The sequence below is a fragment of the Mesorhizobium sp. f-mel genome, from assembly GCF_053850215.1.
The window spans coordinates 183,907-208,506 of the sequence record NZ_JBSPTO010000005.1 but is presented as its reverse complement, the minus strand read 5'-3'; the positions used below and the strand labels follow the sequence as shown (position 1 = coordinate 208,506).

Here is a 24,600-nt window from a genome sequence, read left to right as displayed (position 1 = left end):
TAGAGGATATGAACATCATGACGGAAGCCGGCGTCGAACAGAAACTGAGCAGCGGAACCAATGCCCCTTCGATCAAGATGAAGGGCGAAAAGGTCTCTGTTCATTACGGCGAGAAGCGAGCTCTGTTCGACGTGGACCTCGATGTCCGCGAAAACCAGGTGACGGCGTTGATCGGCCCATCGGGCTGTGGCAAGTCGACCTTCCTGCGTTGCCTGAACCGAATGAACGACACGATCGATATCGCGCGGGTGAGCGGCAAGATAACGCTCGACGGCGAGGATGTTTACGACCCGAAAATCGATGTCGTCGAGTTGCGAGCTCGAGTCGGCATGGTTTTCCAGAAGCCGAACCCGTTTCCGAAGTCGATCTATGAAAACGTCGCCTACGGTCCGCGCATTCACGGCCTGGCCAGGAGCAAGTCCGAGTTGGACGGCATCGTTGAATCGAGCCTGAAGAAGGCCGGTCTGTTCAACGAGGTCAAGGATCGCCTGCTTGAGTCGGGCACCGGTCTCTCCGGCGGACAGCAGCAGCGCCTGTGCATCGCGCGCGCTATCGCCGTGTCGCCGGAAGTGATCCTGATGGACGAGCCCTGTTCGGCGCTGGATCCGATCGCCACCGCCCGCGTCGAGGAACTGATCGACGAACTGCGCCAGAACTACACGATCGTCATCGTAACCCACTCGATGCAGCAGGCAGCGCGCGTGTCGCAACGCACGGCGATGTTCCATCTCGGCTACCTTGTCGAGGAGGGCGCGACCGACAAGATGTTCACCAATCCCGACGACAAGCGCACCCAGGACTACATCACCGGCCGGTTCGGCTGAGCGGTCCGGCGGCGAATTTCGAACACGAGGACAGTATCATGGGTGAACACACCGTCGCGTCTTTCGACGAGGAACTGGACCGCATCGACAGGCTGATCCGCGACATGGACGAGCTCGCCGCCGCGATGGTCGCAGCCTCGATCCGCGCGTTGCTTGCGTCAGACAATGCGATGGCGCAGCGTGTCGTCTCGGACGACGCGATCATGGATGCGCGGCAGCGCGAACTCGACGACAGCGCGATCACGCTGATCGCCAAGCGGCAGCCGATGGCGCAAGATCTGCGCGCCGTGGTTGGCGCAATCCGCATGGCCGGTGATCTCGAGCGCATCGGCGACCTGGCCAAAAACATAGCCAAACGGGTCAGCGCCGTCGGGCAGAGCGCCACGCCGCGTAATCTGTCGCACGGTATCGACGCGATGGCGGATCTCGTTCTTGTGCAGCTCCGCGGGGTGGTCGAGCACTATGTGTCGCGCAATGCCGGCGCGTTGAAAGAACTGCGCGCCGACGACCAGAAGATCGACGTGAAATATACGGCGGTTTTTCGCGAACTCCTGACCTACATGATGGAGGATCCGCGCAACATCACCGCCTGCACGCATCTGCTGTTCTGCGCCAAGAATCTCGAGCGTATCGGCGATCATGTCACCAACATCGCCGAAAACGCCTACTTTGTCGTGACCGGGCAGCAATTGCCGGCGGATCGCCCGAAGCTCGACGAAACGACGATGTCGGCGCCGGCGACATGACAGGAGTGACCGGCCGATGATCGCGCCGCGCATCATGGTGGTGGAGGATGAAGAGCCGCTGGGCGTCCTCCTCCGCTACAATCTGGAATCCGAAGGCTATCAGGTCGAGGTGGTGACGCGCGGCGATGAGGCCGAAATCCGGCTGCAGGAAAACGTGCCCGATCTTCTGGTGCTCGACTGGATGGTGCCGGCGGTTTCGGGCATCGAGCTTTGCCGGCGCCTTCGGGTGCGTCCCGAAACCGAGCGGCTGCCGATCATCATGCTGACCGCGCGCGGCGAGGAGAGCGACCGGGTGCGCGGCCTTTCCACCGGGGCCGACGACTATCTGGTCAAGCCGTTCTCGACACCGGAATTCATGGCCAGGGTCAAGGCGCTGCTGCGCCGCGCCAAGCCGGAAGTACTGTCCAGCGTGCTGAAGGTCGGCGACATCATGCTCGATCGCGAATCGCACAGGGTCTATCGCAAGAAGAGCGAGATCCGGCTCGGGCCGACCGAATTCCGGCTGCTCGAATTCATGATGCGGCACCCGGGTCGGGTCTTCTCGCGCAGCCAATTGCTCGACAATGTCTGGGGCGAGACGATCTACATCGACGAGCGCACGGTGGACGTCCATGTCGGCCGGTTGCGCAAGGCGGTCAACAACGGCCGCATGCCCGATGTCATCCGCACCATCCGCGGCGCGGGCTATGCGATCAGGGAAGACTAGGGATGTGCTGATATTCAGGTGGTGCCGGCCTGCGAACGCCGGCTTCCTGGGCTTCCGGTGCTCACGTACCCAAAGTACGCTCCGCTCCGGTTCTCGGAACCCACCATTCTCGACTCGGCCTGACCTGAATCTCAACACACCCCAAGTCGCGATCCGGGGATCCCTGCCTTCGAGTTCAAGCCACGTTCTTTCCGACCGGGCCGGCTCGTGCCTGGATGCTCGGCGCGAAGATCTCCTGGTCGACGAAGCTCAGCGCCCGCATGGCGCAGCCTTCTCGGATCAGCGGCAGTTCGTTCGGCTCGGTGTCGAAGGAAATCGAACCCGAATGCTGGCCGCCGGCGGTCTGGGCGATCGCCTCGCGCAGGGCCGGCTCGATCAGGTCGAAGGCGGCAGCGCTGGCACCGACCATGGCGACCGGCGCCGGATCGATCAGCGCGAACAGGCTGCCGAGCCCGAAGCCGAGCGCCTCGCCGGCCTTGCGGTAGGCTTCGCGCTCCGGTCCGTCCGTCTCGCGCGCCCGGGCCGCCAGTGCCCGCATCTCGGCGTCGCTGACATCGGCGACCGGCTCGGCGTTCTCGCTCAATTGCCTTGCGTTGCGCCAGATAGCGTAGTTGCCGGCATAAGCCTCGACGCAACCGCGCCGCCCGCAGCGGCAAAGCGCACCGCCCGGCCGATGAATCATGTGGCCGAATTCGCCGCCTGAGGAATGGGTGCCGGTGAACAGCTCGCCCTTCAGCACCAGCCCCATACCGATGCCATGCGAGAGCAGGATGGCGATGAAATCGTCGCGGTAGCGATCCGGGTCGCGCCAGCGCAGCGCCACGGCCATCATGTTGCAGTCGTTCTCCATGATGGCCGGGATGCCGAACTCGCGTTCCAGAATGTCGGCGAAGGCGATGTTCGTCTGCGGCGTGATCGGCGACCACAACATGGCGCGCGCATGGGAATCGGTAATACCCTGGATCGCCAGCGCGATGCGGGCGACGCTTTGGACGTCGAGGTCGGGGTCTTCGAGCCGGCGCCGGACGATGGCGACACATTCGTCGATCAGCTCGTCGCGCGACATGGTCAGCGTGTCCAGCCGGCGCTGTTCCTCGGCGACCACTTGTCCGGCATAGTCGATGACAGCGACCGACAGGGAATTCAGCGACAACACGACGGCCAATACCGCAGCGGCCTCCGGATTGAGGCTGAGGCCAACCTGCGGCCGGCCACGTTTCAGCGAAACGGTCTCACTCGCCTTGCTCTCGGCCAGGATGCCTTCGTGGATCAGGTCGGAAGAGATCGCCGATATGGTCGAATGGCTGAGGCCGGTGGTTGCGGCGATCTCGGTCCGCGACGGCTGGCCTGCGCGGCGTACGGCCGAAATAACCATCGCCCGGTTGCGCCGGCGCAAATCGTCATGGCGGATCCCAACCGACATTGTTTTGCTTCCTATTGCCGCGGCCGCTCATGAATCGGAAGCCGTCGGGCCGACAAATACTGGCAGAAGCAGAAGGACCTGTCATTGTTTATTCCGAGGCTCGAAAAAAAGCCGGCAGGACACCAAAATCCATCAGAATTCATGTTGACAGTGCTTCGGCGTTGGATCAGTATTTTTTCGAGGCTCGAAAAAAAGAGCTTTTGTGCAGGCCTTGGGGCCAGTTGGTCGCGCCGTACGCGGCGCAGGGAGGAATATCATGAATAGATTCACAGCCGCCATTCTGGCGGGGGTCGCCATGTCGCTGACGCTCGCGTCGGTCGCACAGGCGAAGGACAAGGTCATTGGTGTTTCGTGGTCGAACTTCCAGGAAGAGCGCTGGAAGACTGACGAAGCCGCCATGAAGTCGGCGATCGAGGCCGCCGGCGACAAGTATATTTCAGCCGATGCACAGTCCAATCCCGGCAAGCAGCTGACCGACGTCGAGAGCCTGATCTCGCAGGGCGCCAACGCGCTGATCATCCTTGCGCAGGATGCCTCGGCCATCGGGCCGGCGGTGCAGAAGGCGCTGGACGAAGGCATTCCGGTTGTCGGCTATGACCGGCTGATCGAGAACAAGGACGTCTTCTATTTGACCTTCGACAACCAGGAAGTCGGCCGCATGCAGGCCCGTGAAGTGTTCAAGGTGGCGCCGGAAGGCAATTACGTCTTCATCAAGGGCTCGGGCGCCGATCCGAATGCCGATTTCCTGTTCGCCGGCTCCATGGAAGTGCTCAAGGATGCCATCGACAGCGGCAAGATCAAGAATGTCGGCGAGGCCTATACGGACGGCTGGCTTCCCGCCAACGCCCAGAAGAACATGGAACAGTTCCTGACCGCCAACGACAACAAGGTCGATGCGGTGGTTGCCGCCAATGACGGCACCGCTGGTGGCGTCGTCGCGGCGCTGACGGCGCAAGGCTTGGCCGGATCCGTTCCGGTGTCGGGCCAGGACGGCGACCATGCCGCGCTGAACCGCATCGCGCTCGGCACACAGACCGTATCGGTGTGGAAGGACGCGCGCGAGCTCGGCAAGAACGCCGCCGAGATCGCCTCGCAACTGGCCGACGGCAAGCAGATGACAGACATTGCCGGCGTCACGGACTTCGCCACGCCGGGCGGCAATATCGTCAAGTCGCTGTTCCTGACGCCGATTGCCGTCACCAAGGACAATCTCAACGCCGTTATCGACGCGGGCTGGATCAAGAAGGAAGAGGTCTGCGCCGGCGTGGCGGCGGGCACGGTCCCGGTCTGCAACTGATCCGGCCTTCGCAAGAAGCCTGAAACGCCGCGGCTTCACGCCGCGGCGTTTTTTCAAAAAGAATTGTTTTTCCGCTTCTCGCGGATAACTTCCAAGCTGCTTCCGGCATCCGCGGCAGACGGCAACCCGGTGGGAGGACATCATGACCGACACAACTTCCAACACGCCGGCCGCCGATACAGGCGCCGATCGGGCGCGTGAATCCGAGCTCAGCCCGGTCGGCCGCTTTCTCAAGGCAACCGAGCTCGACATACGCATGCTCGGCATGGTCGGCGCGCTGCTGGTCATCTGGGTTGGAATCCACCTCCTGTCGGGCGGGCTTTTCCTCACGCCGCGCAACCTCTGGAACCTGTCGGTGCAGACCTCCTCGGTCGCGATCATGGCGACCGGCATGGTGCTGGTCATCGTGATGCGCAACATCGATCTTTCGGTCGGCTCCGTCGAAGGCGTGATCGGCATGGTGATGGGCGTCGCGCAGGCCGAATTCCTCATCCGAGTCATGGGGTTCCAGCTTGGAAATCCCTGGATATGGATCATCGCACTGGCTGCCGGCGTGGTGCTCGGCCTCATGATCGGCGCGCTCCAGGGCTTCATTATCGCCTATCTCGAGGTTCCGGCCTTCATCGTGACGCTGGGCGGCCTGCTGATCTGGCGCGGCATGGCGTGGCTGATGACGAGCGGGCGCACCGTCGCGCCGCTCGACGCCACCTTTCAGCTCATGGGTGGCGGGCCGCGTGGCTCCATCGGGGCAACCGCAAGTTGGATCGTCGGCATTCTCGCCTGTGTGGCCGTCGCCTTGATGCTGAACAACGGCCGGTCGCAGCGCAAGCGGTTCAAGTTCCCGCTGCGTCCCGTCTGGGCGGAGACCTTGCTTGGTGTTGTCGCTTGCGCCGCCATTCTCGGCGCCGTCTGGATCGCCAATTCCTATCCCTGGCCGATCGGCATCGTTCGCCAGTACGCCCAGCGGACCGGCATCACCGTCCCGGAAGGCGGGCTGTTCATCGCCCATGGCATCGCCATACCGGTGCTGATCGCGGTCACTGTGGGCATCGTCATGACTTTCATCACCAGCCGCACCCGTTTCGGCCGATATGTCTTTGCCATCGGCGGCAATCCGGAAGCGGCGGAACTCGCCGGCATCAACACGCGCTGGGTGACTATGAAGGTGTTCATGATCATGGGCGTTCTGGCCGCGATCAGCGCGGCGATTGCTTCGGCCCGTCTCAATGCGTCGACTAATGCGCTGGGTACGCTGGACGAGTTGCTGGTCATCGCGGCCGCGGTCATTGGAGGCACGTCGTTGGCCGGCGGCTCCGGCACGGTGCTCGGCGCCATGCTTGGCGCGCTTCTGATGCAGTCGTTGCAGTCCGGCATGGTGTTGCTCGGCATCGATTCACCGCTTCAGAGCGTTGTCGTCGGCGCCGTCCTGGTCGTCGCCGTCTGGCTCGACACCGTCTACCGCAAGCGGGTCTGAAGCATGACCCCGAAAAAGTGGATACCGGTTTTCGACAAGATCATGCTCAAGCAAAAACCATAGGGAGGAACGATCATGGCTGACACAACTGCTCCCACGCCACTGATCGACATGCGCAACCGATTGCCTTCGGCGGCATTCGCGCCGTCGACGATGCGTCGATCGACCTTTTCCCGGGCGAGGTCGTGGCGCTGCTTGGCCACAACGGTGCCGGCAAGTCGACGCTGATCAAGATCCTGTCCGGCGCTTACAAGCGCGACTCGGGCCAGGTCTTCGTCAATGGCGAGGAGGCTTCGATCTCCAATCCGCGCGACGCCAAGAAGTATGGCATCGAGACGATCTACCAGACGCTCGCGCTCGCCGACAATGTCGACGCCGCCGCCAACCTCTTCCTCGGCCGCGAGCTGATGACCGGCTGGGGCACGCTCGACGATGGCGCCATGGAGGCCGAGGCGCGCAAGGTGATGGGCAGGCTCAATCCCCGTTTCCAGCGCTTCAAGGAGCCGGTGGCCAAGCTTTCGGGCGGCCAGCGGCAGTCGGTGGCTATCGCGCGCGCCATCCTGTTCAACGCCCGCATCCTTATCATGGATGAGCCGACGGCGGCACTGGGCCCGCAGGAAACGGCGCAGGTCGGCGAATTGGTCATGCAGCTCAAGGCCGACGGCATCGGCATCTTCCTGATCAGCCACGACATCCACGATGTGTTCGAGCTTGCCGACCGTGTCTGCGTGATGAAGAATGGTCGAGTCGTCGGCACGGCGCGCACCAGCGACGTAACCCAGGACGAGGTGCTCGGCATGATCATCCTGGGCAAGTGCCCGCCCGGTGCCATTCCGGGGCCAGGTGCGCTGAAGATCGCCGCCTGAAGCTTCAATAAGCCGGCTAAATACCTGTCATGTGATGTGCCAGCGGTCATGATGGTTTGGCCGCGCCATTGTATTGACGCAGGGACTTGCCCATAAGATGGGGAACCATGGGCCGCAGCAGCAATTTGAAGAAGTTCTTTCCGATCGTCGCTTTCATCGCCGTCGCGCTGATCAGCCTGACGATGGCGGGATTCGCCTATTTCGCCACGCAGGAAGCGGCGCGCATCAAGTTCGAGGCGACTGCGGACGATGCGCTCAACCGGATCGATAGCCGCATCGACCTGCATCTGTCGCTGCTGCGATCGACCCATGCGCTGTTTGAGGCGCACAATGGTGGAATTTCGCGGGGCGAGTTCAAGGCGTTCTTCGAAGCGCTTGGTATCAACGACAATTTTACCGGCCTGCGCGGTATCGGCTTTCTCCGGCTGGTGAGAGCCGGCGACGAGGCAGCGGTCGAGCGTGCCATCCTGCACGACTATGGCGCCAGCCATGCGATCTATCCGGCTACGACAACGCTGCCATGGCGTACGCCCATTACGCTGTTCGAGCCGCTGGATCCTTCCAATCAATCCAGCATCGGCTACGACATGTTCACCGAACCGGTGCGGCGCGAGGCGATCGAAAGGGCGATGGCCGACAACCAGCAGCACGCGAGCGGGCGCGTGCAGCTAGGCCAGGAAACAGGTGCTGCGCAGACCTTCACCGGTTTCCTGGTTTTCGTGCGGCTCAACATCGAAACTGCGCCGGACGGCATCGATGCGACCAGATCCTCGACATCAGGCTTTCTTTATGCGGCCTTCCGCGCCCGCGATCTGTTCCAGACCGCGCTCAGCCGAACGCCGCTGCTGCCGGTGAACATCGAAATCTATGACGGCAAGGTGGATGCCGACCATCTTTTGTTCCGGTCGGAAACGCCGCCGGCGTCGGTCTTCGGTGACAGGCTGGTGGTTTCTCGCGAGATCACCATCGCCGGACGTCCATGGACCGTCCTGTTCAGGCCGACAAGCGCCTTCTCGCAACCCTCCTCGCGCGCCATTCCGGTGATGCTCGGCCTGTTCGGGCTGCTGCTCGCTGGAACCATCGCGCTGGTGGCACGCTATCAGGAGCGGGCCTTTGACGCGGTCTCGCTGCTTCATGAGACGACGGAAAAAAGCCTGCTCGAAAAAGATCTGATGCTGCAGGAGATGAAGCACCGCATCAAGAACTCGATCACGCGGGTGCTGGCGATCGCACGCCAGACGGCATCGCACGCCACCGACGTCCACGAGTTCTCGTCCTCTTTTTCGGCCCGGCTCCAAGCGATGGCGGCATCCCAGGACATGCTGACGCGCTCGCGCTGGCAGAAGGCAGACCTCGGCGATCTCTTGCGCATCGAGCTTGGTCAGGTATTCGGCAAGGAGCTTCCCGAGGGGATATTGTCGGGGCCAGAGGTGCTGCTCGACGAGACGACGACGCAGGCGCTCGGCCTGACCTTTCATGAACTGGCGACCAACGCGCTGAAATATGGCGAAGCCGGCAACTCGGTCGGTGCGCTCAAGGTCGACTGGTCGGTCGAAGGCCGCTGGCGCGACCGGACGCTGGTTCTCAACTGGCGCGAAGTCGGCCAGAAGAAGCTTGAAGCACCTGCCAAAACCGGTTTTGGCACCAAGCTGATCGATTTGAACGTGACGCGCGAATTGCGCGGTACGATCAATCGCGATTTTCACGATGGCGGATTGAGAGTGGAAATCAGGATTCCACTGTCGGACTGAAAACGCTGCCGCAAACCGACCGTTTTCGAAGGCGCAAGTAACAGAGACCGGACGAGCCGGTCTCCGCTTTAATGCCTCGTGCGTTTTGAAGCGGATCAGCAGCGAGCTGTAAAGAGACGGCCACGATTGTCGCGGTACTGGCAATAGCCATTGCGCAGGTTGCGCACCAGCAGGCCGGTACCGGCACCGACGGCTGCGCCCACCAGCGCACCCTTGCCGCCGTCAATCAGGCCGCCGGCCAGAGCGCCGACACCGGCGCCGACGCCGACATCCCGCTCGGTGGTGCTGCAGCCGCTGACCGCGACCACGGCAACCATGGCAATAATCATCTTCCGCATAGGGTCACTCCTCGCTTTTGTCCCACTGTAGTTCCGCCGTCATTTATCACGCGAAAAAGCGTTTTGCCTGCTCGATTTCATTGTTGGCTAAGAGAATCTTTTTCGGGTTCGGGGCGCTCGCCGTTCGAGGCAACCTCGAGGTCGGAAATCTCCACGGAAGCGTCGAGCGTGCCGTCCGGACGCACATTCCAGACGATCTGGTCGTAATCATCCTCCAATGCCGGATCGACGGAAAGGCATTTGGCAATTATGCGCGGAGCCTGACCCTGCACATCGCTCAAGGCAAACGGACGCTCGGCGGCGCATTCCTGAGCGGTTTCGAAAACACCCACCGATACGGGCAGTTCACGACATTCCGTCATCGCGTTAGAACAGCCAATGACAAGCAACACGGCAGCGATGTGTTCCATGGCGAGGATCCTCTCGCCATAAGAACGGGCCATATTCGTCAAAGTTCCTTGCGATGCCGGCTGGCGCGACTGATTGGAGAACAGAGGCAAGCACAAGCCGCCCGCCACTTTGGGTCCGACGCTCTAGATCAACTGGAACGCGGCGGCCAGGACGATTACCGCAGCCAGCCCGATTGCGGCGAGGCCGGGGGTCGGGTGGGAAGCACGGGGCGACGGCATCGCGGATGCTTCGAGATCCTGAAACCCGCCCATCGAAACGCGTGCGGCCTGTTCCAGCCTGTTGATGTCGGCAACCGTCAAAGCCATTGCTCCCGTACTGCGCAGCAGACTGCGATCGAAAACGTCATGCGGATCGGTGTCTGAACAGCTTCGGACTTTATGGTGAACAGGTGGTTAAGGCCGGCGCGGCCGGTATTCAGCCCTCTTGGCCCCAGCCCTCTTTGGCTCGGCTGTTGTCCGGTCAATCCGTCTCGAAATTGCCGCGAGGAACGACAAGGCGATACTCGAGGCGGTCCCGGGTGATTTCAAGCGTCGCCGTTCCGTTCAACGACGCAGGCACGACCCGCTCGAGCGCGACGCTGCCAAAACGCTTCTCGCTGGGCTGATTGTCGTTGGCCCCGATGGCTTCGGCCCATGTCAGCGATAGTGCGGTCTCGCCAGCGGAAGCAGCCGTCAGATCGGCCGTCACCTCGACGAATCCGTCGGCTCGCGACAGAGCGCCATAGCTGACCGAGTTGACGGCAAGTTCGTGCATGGCCAAGCCTATATGCAGGGCGGCATTGGGGTTGAGGTATGGATTTGCACCCTGGAAGCGCAGGCTGCGCAAGGGGTCGGCTCCGTAGCGGCCGACCTGGCCGGACACCAGTTCGCGCAGTGCCGCTCCCCGCCAGTTGGACGAGGTTACCAGATCCTGGGATGAGGCAAGCGACTGCAGCCGGCCGCGAAAGCGTGTCAGAAAATCACTGAGCGTATCCGAATAGCGGCTGGTCTGGGTGGCGATGCTCTGGATGATGGCCAAAAGGTTCTTCGAGCGGTGGCTGACCTCGCGCAGCAGCGTTTTCAGAGTCTGCTCGCGGCGTTTCTGCTCGGTCGTTTCGACCATAGTGGTGACGACGCCCTGCACGGCGCCGCCGTCGTCGTGATCAGCGTCTACCCATATTTGGAACCAGCGAACGCCATCGTCGGCGGGAATGCTGAGCTCAAGATGTTCCGGATTGCCGGATGCGACGACGTTGCGTTTGGCGGCACCGATGCGTTCCGCCTGCGCCAGCGGCAGCATGCCGTTGCTATCGGCGGTATCGGAAGCCCATGGCGGGCGCATGTTGCGGGCCCAGACGGTTCTCATCTCGCGATCCTGATAGAGAACCGAAATGCCGGCATTGTGCAGCGCATGGAGAAGGGCCCGACCAAGCTGCATTTTGCTGTCAGCGGAATGCAGAGCGATGATCTCATCGCTCCGTCCGCTGTCTTTCATGTCTCCGGCTCTGGATTGCATCGGTAACTTCACCCACCCGATCCAAGCTGAACGGCTGACGGAAAAATGGGTTCCCAAAAGAAGTCCGCCGGGCGGCGTCCCGTTGAAGGACACTGCCCGGCGGTAGCTGGAAACCGCTTGAGGGGTGCGGTTCCCAGTGTCCGATCGCAGTTCACGACGCGCGTTTGAACAATCCCGCAATAAGCGAGATGATCAGGAAAGCGAGAAAGATGAAAAACAATATCTGTGCTATACCTGCCGAGGTCCCGGCAATACCGCCGAAACCAAGAGCGCCTGCAATGATCGCGACGACGAGAAACACGAGCGCCCAGTAAAGCATGATACATCTCCTTCAAATGGTACGGCAAAAACGTCTTTCGCTGCCGTTTGTTCCACCTTTTCCCGAAAAAGACGATCCCTGGAAGTCTTTCCGGCCCGAATTGAATCGTCATGCGCAGGGGAAGTTCGGGGCGCAACTGACGTTTGCCAGCCGCAAGGGGCCGGCGTCATTCGATCAATGGCAAACGGGCGACCCGTGGAAACGGGGCAGCGCGAGGCCGGGCCTGCCCGGTCCTATGCAGCGGCTTTCGCGTGCCGGTCGAAGAACAGCGCCTGGCTGATCAGGGCCTTGACCATATCCGGATTGAATGGCTTGGTGACGAGGAAGGCCGGCTCCGGCCGCTCGCCGGTCAGGAGGCGCTCGGGAAAGGCGGTGATGAAGATCACCGGCACCGGCGTGGACGACAGGATCTCGTTCACCGCTTCTATGCCCGAACTGCCGTCGGCAAGCTGGATGTCGGCCAGCACCATCTTCGGCCGCGTCTTTGTGAACATCGCCACCGCCTCGGCGTGGGTACGCGCAGTTCCGACGACGCGATGGCCCAGGCTTTCGACCATTTGCTCGATGTCCATGGCGATCAGCGGCTCGTCCTCGATGATCAGCACATCGGTTGCCACCTGGCGGGAAATCTCGTTGCTGGCCTCGGCGAGGAGTTCGGAGAATTCCTGATCGTCAACGTCGAGAATCTCCGCCGCCTCGTCTTCGCTGAAACCTTCCACGGCGACCAGCAAGAAGGCCTGCCGGGGACGGGGTGAGATCGCGTTCAGATTGGCGGCGGCGCGTTGTTCCCACGCCGACTGCGGGTGTTCTTGCGGTACGCGGATGGCGACCGAGGTGAACAGCCTGGCGAATACTTTGTAAAGCGCGATGCGGTCGTTCGAAGCTTCCGGAAAGATGTCGACGTCGGCGATGATGGCTTCGAGCATCGCGGCGACCAGCGCGTCGCCACTCTCCTGCGATCCGGAAACGGCCCGCGAGAAGCGGCGCAGGAACGGCAGGTGCGGAGCGATGGTTGCGGACAGGCTCATGGTGAACGTCTCCCTCTGACGTAATTGGATAGATTGCAGGCCAAGGTGATTACAAGCCCCGAAAATTAGCCCTGAAAACATAAACGCCGGCTTTCCGAAAAAGTTCCGACGGTTTGGAACTTATATAAGAGGACGGCGTTTGAGGTCGGGACGGGCAACCAGACGAGGGGACCGCCTGCTTTGCGTCGTGTATTGAAGGGCGGCAGGGCACTGGGAACAAGGGCGAAATGAAGAGATGACGAAAGATACCACGGCTGGCGCTGCAAACAGGCGCCGGGCAGCTTCCGGCGACCCGCTCGGGCCAAACTCGGAAATCGGCCGCAAACTCAAACAATATTACGACGAGCTGGTCTCCGACAACGTGCCGGATCGCTTCGCCCAATTGCTCAGCCAATTGGAACAGGCCCAACCTGCACGGAAAAAGGACTGAGGCATGGCGGCCGTCTCCCAGAGCTTCAAGACGGATCTGCTCGGCTCGATTCCGAGCCTGCGGGCCTTTGCCGTGTCATTGACGCAAAACGCCGACAAGGCCGACGATCTGGTGCAGGAAACACTGGTGAAGGCCTGGGACAAGCATGAAAGCTTCGAGCCGGGCACCAATCTCAAGGCCTGGCTGTTCACCATCCTGCGCAACGAATTCTATTCGCAGATGCGCAAGCGCGGCCGCGAGGTGCAGGACAGCGACGGCATCATGACAGCCAGGCTAGCCGTCCATCCGGCCCAGCACGGCCAGCTCGACCTCAAGGACTTTCGTAGCGCGCTCGAGCAATTGCCCGAGGACCAGCGCGAAGCCATCATCCTCATCGGCGCGTCGGGCTTTTCCTACGAGGAAGCCGCCGAGATTTGCGGCTGCGCGGTCGGAACGATCAAGAGCCGCGTCAGCCGCGCCCGCACGCGGCTGCAGGAAATCCTGAAGATTTCCGGTGATGACGAGTTTGGCCCGGATGCGATATCGGCTCAGGTGACGGGGTCGAACGCCGCCTGAATACTGACCCTCGACAATATGGCCCCGGTAATATCGGTCCCGGTTTTCCGGACATCAAACAAGAGGACCGCGTCCGCACGCCGCCGCCACTGCCTCCACGAGATCGTCTCCCGAATAAGGCTTGGTGACCAATCTGACATCCGGAAAGGACACCTTGATTTCGTCCATGTCGGAATAGCCCGAGGCGAAGACGAAAGGCACGCCCGATTCGCGCAGCCGCGAAGCGAAATCGAGCGTCGAAGCGCCGCCAAGCATGAGATCGACGATGGCGGCGTCGAATTGCGAGGCAACGCTCTTCCGATCGATCTCACCCAGATCGCGGGCGATGATCACGTCGCCGGCGCCGTAGTCGCGGCAAAGCTGCTCGACATCCATGGCGATCAGGAATTCATCCTCCAGAACAAGAATCCGCAATCCGTCCAGCAAGGGGGGCACGTGGCAAGGTCTCCGTGGGGCGCAGGGAACAGAGGAATCATGATCCCTATTTGGCTTCCTGTCATTTAAAGTTATTTGGCATGCTGTCATTTAAAAAAGACATGCCGTGGCAGACGGAGTAACCTCGATGCCTGCAGGGCGTTTGCAATCGCCTTCCGGAAGAGGGCCGCTTTCGAAGAGGGATTGAAATGCCTGGCCAGAACGGCCGTTCTTTTTCCACCCGCCGGTATTCATGTGAGAACTGCCCACTGCGGCCGTTGCCGGCGTTCCGGGCATTCGAGAAGCAGGAACTTGTCTTCGTCGACGATTTCAAGAAGGGCGAACTGGCCGTCGACAAGGGAGCTACGGTTCTGGTGGAGGGAAGCCACAGCGCCCATCTCTATACGGTGCTGTCGGGTTGGGCTTTCCGCTACAAATTGCTGTCGGATGGCCGCCGCCAGATTTTGAACTATTCCATGCCAGGCGATCTCATCGGTTTGCAAGGCAGTCTGATGGGAGAAATGCAGCATTCCGTGGAAGCGCTGTCGCCGATGCTGCTCTGCGTTTTCGAGCGGGAAGCCCTTCCCGAACTCTACCGCAGCCATCCGGGCCTCGCCTACGACATCACCTGGATCGCCTCGCGAGAGGAGCGCATGCTGGACGAGAACCTGCTCAGTATTGGCAGACGCACCGCGCTCGAGCGGGCAGCCTATCTCATCGCGTTCATCTCCAGCCGCGCCAGGGTGGTCGGGCTGAACGGCAGGACGCCCGTGCAGATTCCGATCACGCAGCAGCATCTCGCCGATACCCTCGGCCTGTCACTGGTCCACACCAACAAGACGATCCGCAAGCTGATGGACCGCAAGCTTATCTTCTGGCGCGACGGCGGCTGCGAGGTGGTCGACAACGAAAGGCTCAAGGAACTCGCCCGCTGGCAAGGGTTGAGCGAAGCTCGCCGACCGCTGATCTGAGCGGCTACCGGAGACGTGCCGGGCTGGACTCGCTTGCGGAAACACCCTTTCATGGGAGTTGTTCCGATTTCGGAACCTTGGGGTGGGTCGAACGTTTCGACCCGAGCAAACGCAAGGAGTCAAGTGATGGCGACTGCCGCAGGAAAGTCCCCGAACGAAAGCCGGACGAATTCGGACCTTGAAGCCGATATCAGGCAGTTGAAAGTCGACATTCAGAAACTCACCGAACAGCTGGCCGAGACCGGCCAACATGGTTACGGGGCTGCTCGTCGCGTTGCCGCAGAAGGAGTCGAGCAATTGCGCGCCCAAGGCGAAGCAGCGTTTGAAAATATGCGCAGCAACGCAAGGGACCTCGAAGCCCAAGTGGTGGCGAGCGTGCGCGAAAAGCCGGTGACGTCGCTGGCGATCGCGGCAGGCGTCGGCTTTCTGTTCGCGCTTCTCGCGCGCCGCTAAGCCTCAGCCCAGATGGGAATGCTGGCATCGTTGATCTCGGGGCTCGCCTCGGGTGAAGCCGTGGCAGCCGTGCGCCGCGCGCGCACGGCTGCAATCGTCTATGCGCTCGCAGCACTTGCCGCCCTGTGCGGCGTCGGTTTCCTGGTCGGAGCGGCCTATGTCTGGGTGGCGGGGCGCTACGGGCCGATGGCAGCCTGCCTCGGTTTTGGGGTCGGTTTCCTGGTGATCACAGGGCTTCTCCTGCTCTTCCATCAGCTGTCGGCCGGCGCGCGCGCCCGACGCCGGGCGCGGAGGCGCCAAGCCGATATGAAGGCGGTCGGCATCACGGCCGCGCTCGCCGTGCTGCCGGCGCTACTCAAGGGAAAAGGCGGCCTGGGCACCATACTCGGCCCAGCGATCGCACTCGCCGCCTACGCCATCTACCGCGAGAACGTGAAGCCCGATGCCGACGATCCGGATGCCGGCGAAGCGAAATAGCTCGAAGCGATTCTTCTTGTTGACCACAATCTAATCCCAAAACCGGGCTGCACTTTTCGCTGACGCGGACCTTCGGTTCGGGATCATGGCCGGGCCGTCACTTCGGCAGATCCTCCAGCGGCATCGATATTTCGGCGAATACGCCTTCCGGCCGGAATTCGTGAGTCACTTCGCTGGAGATGACCTTGGCCAGGCTGCGGCGGATCAGGATCGAGCCGAAGCCGTGGCGTTCGGGCGAGGCAACTTCAGGCCCGCCGCTTTCGCGCCAGGTCAGCACCAGGCGCCGTGCGCCTTTCCGGCCCTGTGCGTGCCAGTCGAGATCGACCTTGCCCGAAGCCGCCGATAGCGCTCCGTATTGCAGCGCATTGCTGGCCAGTTCATGCAGAATCAGGCCAAGCCCGACCGCCTGGTCGGGCGAAAGCAGCAGATCGGCGCCTGAGATTGTCATGCGCGGCTGCTCGGCGGTGTCGAACGGCTTGACCTCGACCTGCACGAGTTCGCGGATGCCAATGCCGCGCCACTCGCGGTCGGACAGCAGGCTGTGGGCGGCGCCCAGCGCCTGAAGCCTGGCGCTGAAGGCTTCAAGGAATTCGCTGGGCTGGCGCGCATGGCGAACGGTCTGCGTCGCCAGCGCCTGCACTGTCGCCAGCGTGTTCTTGACGCGATGGTTCAGCTCGCGCAGCAAGAGCCGTTGCCGCTCGTCGCCGAGCTTGCGTTCGGTGATGTCGTAATTGACGCCGAAGATCAGCGTCGGCTTGCCGTCGCCGTCGCGCTCGATGACACGGCCGCGCGTCGCGAGCCAGCGCGGCGGAGTGAAGCCCTTGACGCGGTATTCGCCAAAATAGTCGTCGCTGCCGGTCAGCGCGTCACGAAAGCGCGTCTCGGTCTGGTAGACATCACGCGGGTCGATGGCGGCAAGAATATCGCGCGCCCTCAGCCGATTCGAGCGCGGCAGGCCGAACAGCTCGGACAACCGGACATCGCATTCGATCATATCGGTATGGATATCCCATGCCCAGCTCGCGAGCGCTGCGGCATCGAGCGCAATGCCGCGCCGCTTTTCCTCGCGCGCCAGCGCCGCGGCGATGCTGGCGCCGTTGCGTGTGGCGTCCTTCAATGCGAACAGGCTGGCAGCGAGGCTGGCGAGCGCCGTCAATTGTTCGAGCTGGGCGGCAGACGGCGACGCGCGCGGCTTCCGGTCGAGCACGCAGAGCGTGCCGATCCGGGCGCCGGCCACCACAATCGCCACACCCGCATAGAAACGGACATGGTGCTGGCCAGTGACCAGCGGGCTGGCATTGAAGCGTGAATCCGTGGTCGCATCGGTCACCACCATCGGCTGGTCGCCGGCGGCAATGGTATGGGCGCAGAAAGATGCATCTGTCGAGGCCTCGGTTTCATCCAGGCCGACACAGGACTTGAACCGTTGCCGCTCGACATCGACCAGCGTCACCAGCGCGATGGGCGCTAGCATCACCGCGGCGGCAAGACCACTGATATTGTCGAAGTCACGATCGGCCGCCGTGTCGAGTGCGTCGAGACCGTGCAGTACTGCAAGCCGGTCCTGCGCCTTTACCACACTAAGGACGTCGACCGGTAGATTCGGTTTTTTCACTACCCTGCTATCCACAAGGCCCCCAAGTGCATCGGCCTGCAGCCATTCTCGCCAGTCGCCTGGCTCTGAAACCGGAACCTTCGCCTTGAGGAACCGTTACCCAACCACGTTTTGCCAGCCGCGCCCGCCAGCGCCGAACGACATGCCAGCGCCAAACGAGATGGAGGCCGATCATGCCCAGGATCGTTCCTGAAGACAAAGCCCGCCAGGGACGCGGGGGGTGGCACACTTTCCGTATCTTGATCGCCGCGCTGCTTTTGGCGTTCATCGCCTGGGGCATCGCAGAGATCTACGGCAACATGATAGACAAGACGTCGACAACCGAACAGGGCGAGCTTCCCAGGGGCGAACAGGGCGAGATTCCCAAAGGCTGAAGCTATCCGATCGACTGTGCCGGACTGCATCACGCTGCCTTCGCTTGGACAGCGCGCGCCGGGACCAGAACGTTCAGCGCGCCAGGATGGATTTCGATCGTCGTTTCGGGGTCAAGCCTGACCAGTTCGCCGTCCATGACCGCGCGGAACTTCTTGGCAGCCGAGTGCACTTTCAAAACGGCCCGGTCAGCCTGGTGGATTTCCACATGCTCACTGTCGCGCCATTTGCCGCGCACCATGTCGAAAAGGACCCTGAGCAGTTCGCCACGCCGCCGCGCCACCGTGACATAGATGCCGAGCACGCCGCCGGCGGGATTGTCGGCATAGGGCAGGTGACCCTCACCGAACAGATTGTTGGTGATGCCGATGCCGGTGGTGCGCGTCACGATCTCGGATTCGCCGATGGTCAGCGTCACCTTCATTGCCGACGGGTTGTTGATCGCCGCCCACGCAGCCTTGACTGAAGCCCGCATCTTTCCCAACCGCGAGCCAAACTCCATGGTCTGGCGAAGCTGAACCATCCTGGCATGCATGCCGATCGAGAACTGATGCACGAATGGCTTATTGTTGGCTGTTGCCATATCGACTGCGATCACCTCGCCGTCGGCAAGAGATTTCACGGCCGCGTCAAGGGTCTGTGGGATGCCAAGCCCGCGCGCGAACAGGTTCATCGTGCCAGCCGGTAAAATGGCAAGTGCTTTCTTCCTGCCCATCAACCGGGCAGCCGCAGCCGAAATGGTGCCGTCGCCGCCACCGGCCAGCACAATGTCGACGCTGTGCTTCGAAGCGATGCGGTCCAGCGTAGCGACGATGTCCCTGCCGGCAACGATGTCGATATCGATGGTGTGACCTGCTGCCTCCAACGTCTGGCGCATCCGGTCCGTGAAGGCGGAAAGATCAATCGTGCGCAGGGTGCCGCCCTCCTGGTTCAGCACCGCCGCAAATCGCATCCCCCCACTCCGTTTTTTCTTGGCAACCATTGGATAATCATCGGCAGGACAGACCCAGCCATAGGCTGGAACGGGGCGGCTGAAAAAAAGTTCCGCAGCTCTAACGAAAATACAGGAGCGAATCTCACCGGCCGAGGGCATGAGCGAGCGCGTTTCGGGTGGTTTTTTCACGACGCTCGCCATGGTGTCGGAACAACCGCGCGGTCACGACGTTGTGAATATGTAACGCCGCGACCGACCGATCTCCCATGCTCGCGGCGCGAACGAGATAACGCAGGAGGATTAAATGATCCGCACCCTTTTGACCACCACCGCACTCGCAGCGCTGCTTGCGACCGGTGCATATGCGCAGACGGCCACAACCCCGGCGCCGACGCAGGACCCGGCAGTCCAGGATACCGTTCCTGCGGCTCCCGTTGCGCGCGCCGAAGGCAGCCTGGTGACCAACATCATCGGGGAATCGGTCTATAATGGCACAGGCGACGATGCCGAGAACATTGGCAATGTCGACGACGTCGTCTTCGATGAAAACGGTCAGGCAAAATCCGTCGTCATCGGCGTCGGCGGCTTTCTTGGCGTTGGCGCCAAGAACGTGGCTTTCGACTACAATAAGCTGCAATGGGCCGAACGGAACGGCGACCGTTGGCTGATTGCGCAAACCACAAAGGATGAGTTGACGGCTCAGCCGGACTTCGACCGCAGCGCTTTTGATCCGGCTCCTGCGGCTACGGCTCCTGCCGCTCCTTCCGGCTCGACAGAAACCACCGCACAGAACGCTCCGGCTGCTCCAGCCGATAGCACCGCAGCTCCGGCCGAACCTGTGAAGCGTGCCGACGGTAATCTTGCCACCAATATCATCGGCGAAACCGTCTACAACGGCACTGGCGACGACGCTCAAAACATTGGCGACGTGAACGACATCGTTCTAGCCAAGGATGGCAAGGCCGAGTCGCTGATCATTGGCGTCGGCGGCTTCCTTGAGGTTGGCGAAAAGAATGTCGCCTACGAGTTCGATAAGGCGAAGTGGGCGGAAAGGAACGGCGATCGCTGGCTGGTGGCCGAGACCACGAAGGAAGACCTGGAGGCATTGCCGGAGTTCGATCGCGAGGCCTATGATCCCGCCCCGGCGACTACAGCATCGAATGACGCGGCGGCGCCGGCGCCAGTGACAACCACTCCTGCTGTCGATGCGGCTCCGGCACCGGCGGACAAGACAGCGCAGGCCCCGGCGGCAACGCCTGACCCGGCTGCTCCGGCACCGGCGGACAAGACGGCGCAGGCCCCGGCAACAACTCCTGACCCGGCTGCTCCGGCACCGGCGGACAAGATGGCGCAGGCCCCGGCAACAACGCCTGACCCGGCTGCTCCAGCACCGGCGGACAAGACAGCCGAGGCTCCGGCTGCAGCAACGCCTGACGCAACCCCCGACCAGACGCAGACCGCGGCGATCGACAAGTCGGCGCTGACCGAAATGCCGATCAACGAAATCCGGTCCGAAGAGTTGGTTGGAACCACCGTCTACGGCGCCAATGACGTCAACGTCGGCGAGATTGGTGACGTCGTGCTGACGGGTGACAAGAAGGTCGACGCCGTCATCATCGACGTCGGCGGTTTCCTCGGCGTTGGCGAGAAGGAAGTGGCTGTCGGCATGGAAAATCTTAAATTCATGACCGACAAGGATGGCAACCGCTATCTCTACACGAACTTCACCAAGGAGCAGCTCGAGGCGCAGGTCGCCTATGACAAGGGCACCTATACGCAAAAACGCGACGAACAGCGTATGATCATGCGCTAAGCCCCATTGATTGACCCCGAAGGCCCGCGCCGGCGACGGCGCGGGCCTTTTTATGAGTGGAAAGTTGGCAGCGGTGCGACGTGGCCGGCAACGCCATCGTCGGTCAGTTCGGCAAGCGCCAGCGACTGATCGAGATGTTCGGCCCGCCAGGCAAGCAGCCTTTCGGCAAGCTCCAACCGGACCGGCAGATAGGCCGGATCGGCAGCGACATTGGTTAGTTCGTCTCGATCCTGCTCCAGGTCGAACAGCAGCGGCGGCAGGCCGCCGCCGAAATGTACATATTTGGATTGTTTCGTGCGGATGACGGCCAGATTGCACTGGCGCGGACCGATGCCGAAATGGCGCTCGGCATCACCTTCGGCAACCGAGCGGAAATCGAATTCCCAATGCGCGGCCTCGCGCCAGTCCCCCGGCTCGACGGCGTCCAGGAACGGCTTCAGCGATCGTCCGTCGAGATGCGGCGGGGTTTCCTCGCCAAGCAGGGCGAGCAATGTCGGCGCTATGTCCACCGCCTCAGTGAAGCGATCGACCTTGGCGCCGGCCGCTTTGCGGCGACGCGGGTCGCGGATGATCAGCGGAATATGATAACTGCCGTCGAAGAAGCCGCCCTTGCCCAGCATGTAATGGTCGCCCATCATCTCGGCATGATCGGAGGTCAGCACGACGATGGTGTCATCCCATGCACCCGCCCCCTTGACCGCCTGCCAGATGCGGCCAAGCTGTGCGTCGACCTCCGAGATCATGCCGTAATAGAGCGCGCGGATGCGGCCAAAATTGTCGTCGCCCCAGTCGCGCACCTTGCCCTCGGCGCCGGGGCGGAAATTCGAACGCTCCTGCAGGTCAAGGTTATAGGCAAGGTAGGGATGGCTTTCTGCCTCGGCCTGCCAGCTCACGGCGCGGTGGAAAGCCGGTCCCTCGGCAGGATCATACATCCTGTTGTAAGGCTCCGGCACGATGAAGGGCGGATGCGGGCTGAGGAAGGAAAGATGCGCGAACCACGGTGTATCGCGCTCCTGTTCGTCAAGCCAGCGGGCGAACTCGCCGGTCAGGAAAGCAGCAGGGGTTTCGTCCTTCGAGTAGACGGGCGGCGCGCTTGTCACCGCGCCGTCGGTCCTGGCTCCAATCTCGTCCGCTGGGCGATGGATGTCGGGAAAACCGGCGCTGCTATCGATGCCGCGCGCCTTGAGCCACGACAGCCACGGTTTCTGGTGCTCCGGCAGGAGTTGGCGCACGGTGAAGCCGGGCAGCACGCCTTCGTAGCTTTTTAGCCGCGGGTCGCCCGGCGCCAGCGTGCGCGGATCAGGCGATACGTCGGTATAGCCGAACAGCGTCGGATCATAGCCGAGGCTGCGCGCCGAGAGCGCGATGTTGCCGTGGCGGGCGTCGAGCGGGGTGCCGTTGCGGCAAACTCGGTTGTTCATCTGGTAGAGGCCGGTGTATAGGCAGGCGCGTGCCGGCGAGCAGGGCGCCGCGCCGCCATAATGCTGTCGAAACAGCACACCCTCGGCGGCGAGCGCGTCGGCATTCGGCGTCCGCACCACCTTGTGGCCTGCCGCCGACAGGCAGTCGCTGCGCCACTGGTCGCAGGTGATCAGGAGAACATTCGGGCGCCTGTCTTTTCTGACCAATGCTGTATCCTTCATTGAAAACGTGCCGCTCATGGAGCCGAATTTTTGTGGCGACGCAAGCCTCAGGTATTCGCCAAATCGTGAACAAAAGCCGCCTTATTGTTTACTTATAGAGCACAGTCCATCTGTGTTTGCGGCCTTTGCCGCCGGCTGGCCGGTTCTCATATAGGCGTAGACCGCGGCATGGGCCGCACAGGACAAGGAAAGGAGCAGGAAAAAATGCTCGACCAGATCAAAGGCCTGCATCACGTCACCTCGATGGCCAGGGATGCGCGTCAGAACAATGAGTTCTTCACCAAAAAGCTCGGCCTGCGCCGGGTCAAGAAAACCGTCAATTTCGACGCGCCGGATGTCTACCATCTCTATTATGCCGACGAGCTCGGCACGCCCGGTTCGGTGATGACCTATTTTCCGTTCCCCAATATCGGCAAGGGTCGCCACGGCGTTGGCGAAGTAGGCACCACGGTCTATTCGGTGCCCGAAGGCACGCTCGCCTATTGGGAAAAGCGATTTGCCGATGAGGGCGTCGCCGGGCTGTCGCGCGAAGAGAGCTTCGGTGAGAAGCGCCTTGGCTTCGCTGGTCCCGATGGTGACGGGTTTGCGCTGGTCGAGAACAAGGCAGACACCCGTACGCCGTGGGCGAAGGGCGATGTTCCCTCCGACGAGGCGATCCGCGGCTTCCACTCGGTGTCGCTTAGGCTGAAGGATGGCGGCGCCACCGAAGAGCTGCTGAAATTCATGGGCTATGAAGAAGTCGACACGTCCGGCACTGTAAAACGGCTGGCGGTGAAGAACGGCAACGGCGCCAATATCGTCGATATCGAATCGTTGCCGGGCGCCGCTTTTGCCGATCTCGGCGCCGGCTCCGTCCACCACGTCGCCTTCGCTGTCGAAAACCGCGCCAAGCAACTCGAAGTGCGCAAGGCGCTGATAGACACCGGCTATCAGGTGACGCCGGTGATCGATCGTGACTATTTCTGGGCGATCTATTTCCGCACGCCGGGCGGCGTGCTGTTCGAAGTCGCCACCAACGAGCCCGGCTTCGACCGCGACGAGGACACCGCCCATCTCGGCGAGGCGCTGAAGCTGCCGTCGCAGCACCGGCATCTGAGGCCCTATCTCGAGCAACATTTGCAGAAGCTGGAAGACTGAGGACAAGGCCATGAGTAAGGACGCTTACATCTACAAAGCACTGCCCGGTTCGCCTGATGGATCGCTGCTCTTCGTCTTCCACGGGACCGGGGCCGACGAGAGTCAGCTTCTGTCGCTCGGGCGCGATCTCGCGCCGCAGGCGACTATCGTCTCGCCGCGCGGCGATGTCTCGGAACACGGTGCCGCGCGCTTTTTCCGCCGCACCGGCGAGGGCGTCTACGACATGGGCGACCTGGCGCGGGCGACGGACAAGATGGTTGGTTTCGTCAAGGCGCATGTCGAGGCGGCAAAACCCTCGTCGGTGCTTGGGCTCGGCTATTCCAACGGCGCCAACATCCTGGCGTCGGTGGTGTTCGCGGCGCCCTCTCTGTTCGACGCGGCGGTGCTGATGCATCCGCTGATCCCGTTCGAACCGGAGATCGAGGGAAGTCTCGCCGGCCGTCGCATCCTGGTCACATCAGGCAGGCGCGATCCGATATGTCCGCCCAACCTGACGTCGCGGCTGGAGGCCTATTTGCGCGCCGATGGCGCCGATGTCACAGTGGAGTGGCACGACGGCGGCCATGAGGTGCAGTCGAACGAGATCGAGGCGGCGCGGCGGTTCCTGTCCGCTACGCCGATAGAAGGAGCGTAAGCAATGCTTGACCAATTGCCGGAGATCGAACTGGAGGATCGCGGTTCCAAGGGCCGTTATCTCTTGCGCGGGCCTGATGGCGCCGAGGCGGAGATGACCTTCACCAAGATCGGCGAGCACCAGATCATCATCGACCACACCGAGGTGCCGGATGCGTTTCGCGGCCAGGGCGCCGGGCTTCGCCTCGTTACCCGAGCCGTCGAGGACGCGCGCGAGGCGGGCAAGAAGATCATCCCGCTTTGTCCGTTCGCCAACGCCCAGTTCCATCGTCACAAGGAATGGGCCGATGTGCTGAAGCAATAGCGCTGGTCCTACCCATAGGCCTCCGCACGCGATGACGGTTGAGGGCGGGCAGCCACAAGGCATCCATCGCTGTGGCATTTGCGCAGATCGCCTGTCTTGCCTAGTGGGTTGTCTTGCCTAGTGGGTATTGCCTTGCCTAAGTAGGTATATTGCCGCCCGACCAATCGAACCG

At 62.1% G+C, this 24,600-nt stretch carries 27 protein-coding genes and 1 pseudogene; 17 read left to right on the top strand and 11 right to left on the bottom strand.

The annotated features are described in order from the left end of the window. The first annotated feature begins 8 nt into the window (after nt 1–8). Genes pstB through phoB form a run of 3 tightly spaced genes read left to right on the top strand, consistent with a single transcriptional unit; the run spans nt 9 to nt 2,276 of the window. On the top strand, nt 9–824 hold the full coding sequence (pstB, locus tag ACWUKX_RS10240) for a phosphate ABC transporter ATP-binding protein PstB (RefSeq protein ID WP_029348716.1): 816 nt from the start codon (nt 9–11) through the stop codon (nt 822–824). A gap of 38 nt (nt 825–862) precedes the next feature. Further along, a complete protein-coding gene (gene phoU, locus ACWUKX_RS10235; RefSeq protein ID WP_456006352.1) occupies nt 863–1,570 on the top strand; it encodes a phosphate signaling complex protein PhoU in 708 nt (235 codons plus the stop codon). A 16-nt stretch (nt 1,571–1,586) separates the two neighbouring features. After that, nucleotides 1,587–2,276 carry a phosphate regulon transcriptional regulator PhoB gene (gene phoB / locus ACWUKX_RS10230; RefSeq protein WP_031254097.1) on the top strand — a complete coding sequence of 230 codons (690 nt, stop codon included), beginning with the start codon at nt 1,587–1,589 and terminating at the stop codon, nt 2,274–2,276. Between the two features lie 175 nt (nt 2,277–2,451). On the opposite strand, the gene ACWUKX_RS10225 is transcribed toward phoB, so the two are convergent. Then, nucleotides 2,452–3,699 (bottom strand): ROK family protein, encoded by a 1,248-nt coding sequence (locus tag ACWUKX_RS10225; protein ID WP_456006349.1) that lies wholly within the window; start codon nt 3,697–3,699, stop codon nt 2,452–2,454. A gap of 256 nt (nt 3,700–3,955) precedes the next feature. On the opposite strand from ACWUKX_RS10225, the gene xylF reads away from it, so the two are divergent. From xylF to ACWUKX_RS10205, 4 genes and pseudogenes are all read left to right on the top strand, one after another. Beyond that, on the top strand, nt 3,956–4,996 hold the full coding sequence (gene xylF / locus ACWUKX_RS10220) for a D-xylose ABC transporter substrate-binding protein (protein WP_456006347.1): 1,041 nt from the start codon (nt 3,956–3,958) through the stop codon (nt 4,994–4,996). A gap of 142 nt (nt 4,997–5,138) precedes the next feature. Then, nucleotides 5,139–6,470 (top strand): sugar ABC transporter permease, encoded by a 1,332-nt coding sequence (locus ACWUKX_RS10215; protein WP_456006345.1) that lies wholly within the window; start codon nt 5,139–5,141, stop codon nt 6,468–6,470. A gap of 75 nt (nt 6,471–6,545) precedes the next feature. Then, nucleotides 6,546–7,336: pseudogene (locus ACWUKX_RS10210) on the top strand (ATP-binding cassette domain-containing protein). A gap of 125 nt (nt 7,337–7,461) precedes the next feature. Then, the gene (locus ACWUKX_RS10205; RefSeq protein ID WP_456006429.1) at nt 7,462–9,087 is read left to right on the top strand and encodes a CHASE domain-containing protein; all 1,626 of its coding nucleotides are present in this window, start codon (nt 7,462–7,464) and stop codon (nt 9,085–9,087) included. A gap of 95 nt (nt 9,088–9,182) precedes the next feature. Here the strand turns inward: ACWUKX_RS10205 and ACWUKX_RS10200 are convergent, their stop codons facing one another. From ACWUKX_RS10200 to ACWUKX_RS10175, 6 genes are all read right to left on the bottom strand, one after another. Next, nucleotides 9,183–9,425, bottom strand: coding sequence for a YMGG-like glycine zipper-containing protein (locus ACWUKX_RS10200; RefSeq protein ID WP_456006342.1), 243 nt, complete (start codon nt 9,423–9,425; stop codon nt 9,183–9,185). Nucleotides 9,426–9,502: 77 nt separating this feature from the next. After that, entirely contained in the window at nt 9,503–9,835 is a 333-nt protein-coding gene (locus ACWUKX_RS10195) for a hypothetical protein (protein WP_456006341.1), read from the bottom strand. Between the two features lie 123 nt (nt 9,836–9,958). Beyond that, complete coding sequence (locus ACWUKX_RS10190) at nt 9,959–10,141, bottom strand: hypothetical protein (RefSeq protein WP_456006339.1); 183 nt, start codon at nt 10,139–10,141, stop codon at nt 9,959–9,961. A 154-nt stretch (nt 10,142–10,295) separates the two neighbouring features. Next, the gene (locus ACWUKX_RS10185; protein WP_456006336.1) at nt 10,296–11,330 is read right to left on the bottom strand and encodes a sensor histidine kinase; all 1,035 of its coding nucleotides are present in this window, start codon (nt 11,328–11,330) and stop codon (nt 10,296–10,298) included. Between the two features lie 151 nt (nt 11,331–11,481). Further along, nucleotides 11,482–11,649, bottom strand: a complete 168-nt coding sequence (locus ACWUKX_RS10180) for a DUF1328 domain-containing protein (protein ID WP_023797107.1) — start codon at nt 11,647–11,649, stop codon at nt 11,482–11,484. A gap of 233 nt (nt 11,650–11,882) precedes the next feature. After that, nucleotides 11,883–12,677, bottom strand: coding sequence for a response regulator (locus tag ACWUKX_RS10175; RefSeq protein WP_456006333.1), 795 nt, complete (start codon nt 12,675–12,677; stop codon nt 11,883–11,885). 235 nt (nt 12,678–12,912) lie between these two features. Here ACWUKX_RS10175 and ACWUKX_RS10170 point away from each other — a divergent pair, with 235 nt between their 5' ends. Together ACWUKX_RS10170 and ACWUKX_RS10165 are read left to right on the top strand one after the other, a co-directional pair. Beyond that, a complete protein-coding gene (locus tag ACWUKX_RS10170; RefSeq protein ID WP_029348708.1) occupies nt 12,913–13,107 on the top strand; it encodes a NepR family anti-sigma factor in 195 nt (64 codons plus the stop codon). 3 nt (nt 13,108–13,110) lie between these two features. Next, nucleotides 13,111–13,662, top strand: coding sequence for an RNA polymerase sigma factor (locus tag ACWUKX_RS10165; RefSeq protein WP_029348707.1), 552 nt, complete (start codon nt 13,111–13,113; stop codon nt 13,660–13,662). 54 nt (nt 13,663–13,716) lie between these two features. Here ACWUKX_RS10165 and ACWUKX_RS10160 read toward each other — a convergent pair whose 3' ends face one another. Then, a complete protein-coding gene (locus ACWUKX_RS10160; protein ID WP_456006330.1) occupies nt 13,717–14,097 on the bottom strand; it encodes a response regulator in 381 nt (126 codons plus the stop codon). A gap of 188 nt (nt 14,098–14,285) precedes the next feature. On the opposite strand from ACWUKX_RS10160, the gene ACWUKX_RS10155 reads away from it, so the two are divergent. The 3 genes from ACWUKX_RS10155 to ACWUKX_RS10145 all read left to right on the top strand — a co-directional run bounded on the left by ACWUKX_RS10155 (nt 14,286) and on the right by ACWUKX_RS10145 (nt 15,977). Then, nucleotides 14,286–15,047, top strand: coding sequence for a Crp/Fnr family transcriptional regulator (locus ACWUKX_RS10155; RefSeq protein ID WP_456006327.1), 762 nt, complete (start codon nt 14,286–14,288; stop codon nt 15,045–15,047). A gap of 126 nt (nt 15,048–15,173) precedes the next feature. Then, the gene (locus ACWUKX_RS10150; RefSeq protein WP_095517889.1) at nt 15,174–15,500 is read left to right on the top strand and encodes a DUF883 family protein; all 327 of its coding nucleotides are present in this window, start codon (nt 15,174–15,176) and stop codon (nt 15,498–15,500) included. 12 nt (nt 15,501–15,512) lie between these two features. Beyond that, nucleotides 15,513–15,977 carry a hypothetical protein gene (locus tag ACWUKX_RS10145; RefSeq protein ID WP_095517888.1) on the top strand — a complete coding sequence of 155 codons (465 nt, stop codon included), beginning with the start codon at nt 15,513–15,515 and terminating at the stop codon, nt 15,975–15,977. A gap of 97 nt (nt 15,978–16,074) precedes the next feature. Here the strand turns inward: ACWUKX_RS10145 and ACWUKX_RS10140 are convergent, their stop codons facing one another. Then, nucleotides 16,075–17,592 (bottom strand): sensor histidine kinase, encoded by a 1,518-nt coding sequence (locus tag ACWUKX_RS10140; protein WP_456006324.1) that lies wholly within the window; start codon nt 17,590–17,592, stop codon nt 16,075–16,077. Between the two features lie 173 nt (nt 17,593–17,765). On the opposite strand from ACWUKX_RS10140, the gene ACWUKX_RS10135 reads away from it, so the two are divergent. Further along, nucleotides 17,766–17,966, top strand: coding sequence for a hypothetical protein (locus ACWUKX_RS10135; RefSeq protein WP_095517886.1), 201 nt, complete (start codon nt 17,766–17,768; stop codon nt 17,964–17,966). 29 nt (nt 17,967–17,995) lie between these two features. Here the strand turns inward: ACWUKX_RS10135 and ACWUKX_RS10130 are convergent, their stop codons facing one another. After that, nucleotides 17,996–18,916: a diacylglycerol/lipid kinase family protein gene (locus tag ACWUKX_RS10130; protein ID WP_456006321.1), complete on the bottom strand. Its 921-nt coding sequence runs from the start codon at nt 18,914–18,916 to the stop codon at nt 17,996–17,998. Between the two features lie 286 nt (nt 18,917–19,202). Here ACWUKX_RS10130 and ACWUKX_RS10125 point away from each other — a divergent pair, with 286 nt between their 5' ends. Next, nucleotides 19,203–20,711, top strand: coding sequence for a PRC-barrel domain-containing protein (locus ACWUKX_RS10125; protein ID WP_456006318.1), 1,509 nt, complete (start codon nt 19,203–19,205; stop codon nt 20,709–20,711). Between the two features lie 50 nt (nt 20,712–20,761). On the opposite strand, the gene ACWUKX_RS10120 is transcribed toward ACWUKX_RS10125, so the two are convergent. Beyond that, the gene (locus ACWUKX_RS10120; RefSeq protein ID WP_456006315.1) at nt 20,762–22,339 is read right to left on the bottom strand and encodes an alkaline phosphatase family protein; all 1,578 of its coding nucleotides are present in this window, start codon (nt 22,337–22,339) and stop codon (nt 20,762–20,764) included. 219 nt (nt 22,340–22,558) lie between these two features. Between ACWUKX_RS10120 and ACWUKX_RS10115 the strand changes: the two genes are divergently transcribed. Genes ACWUKX_RS10115 through ACWUKX_RS10105 form a run of 3 tightly spaced genes read left to right on the top strand, consistent with a single transcriptional unit; the run spans nt 22,559 to nt 24,428 of the window. Continuing rightward, the gene (locus tag ACWUKX_RS10115) at nt 22,559–23,491 is read left to right on the top strand and encodes a VOC family protein (RefSeq protein WP_456006312.1); all 933 of its coding nucleotides are present in this window, start codon (nt 22,559–22,561) and stop codon (nt 23,489–23,491) included. Nucleotides 23,492–23,501: 10 nt separating this feature from the next. After that, a complete protein-coding gene (locus ACWUKX_RS10110; protein WP_456006309.1) occupies nt 23,502–24,125 on the top strand; it encodes an alpha/beta hydrolase in 624 nt (207 codons plus the stop codon). 3 nt (nt 24,126–24,128) lie between these two features. Continuing rightward, entirely contained in the window at nt 24,129–24,428 is a 300-nt protein-coding gene (locus ACWUKX_RS10105) for a GNAT family N-acetyltransferase (protein WP_456006306.1), read from the top strand. Nucleotides 24,429–24,600 lie beyond the last annotated feature (172 nt).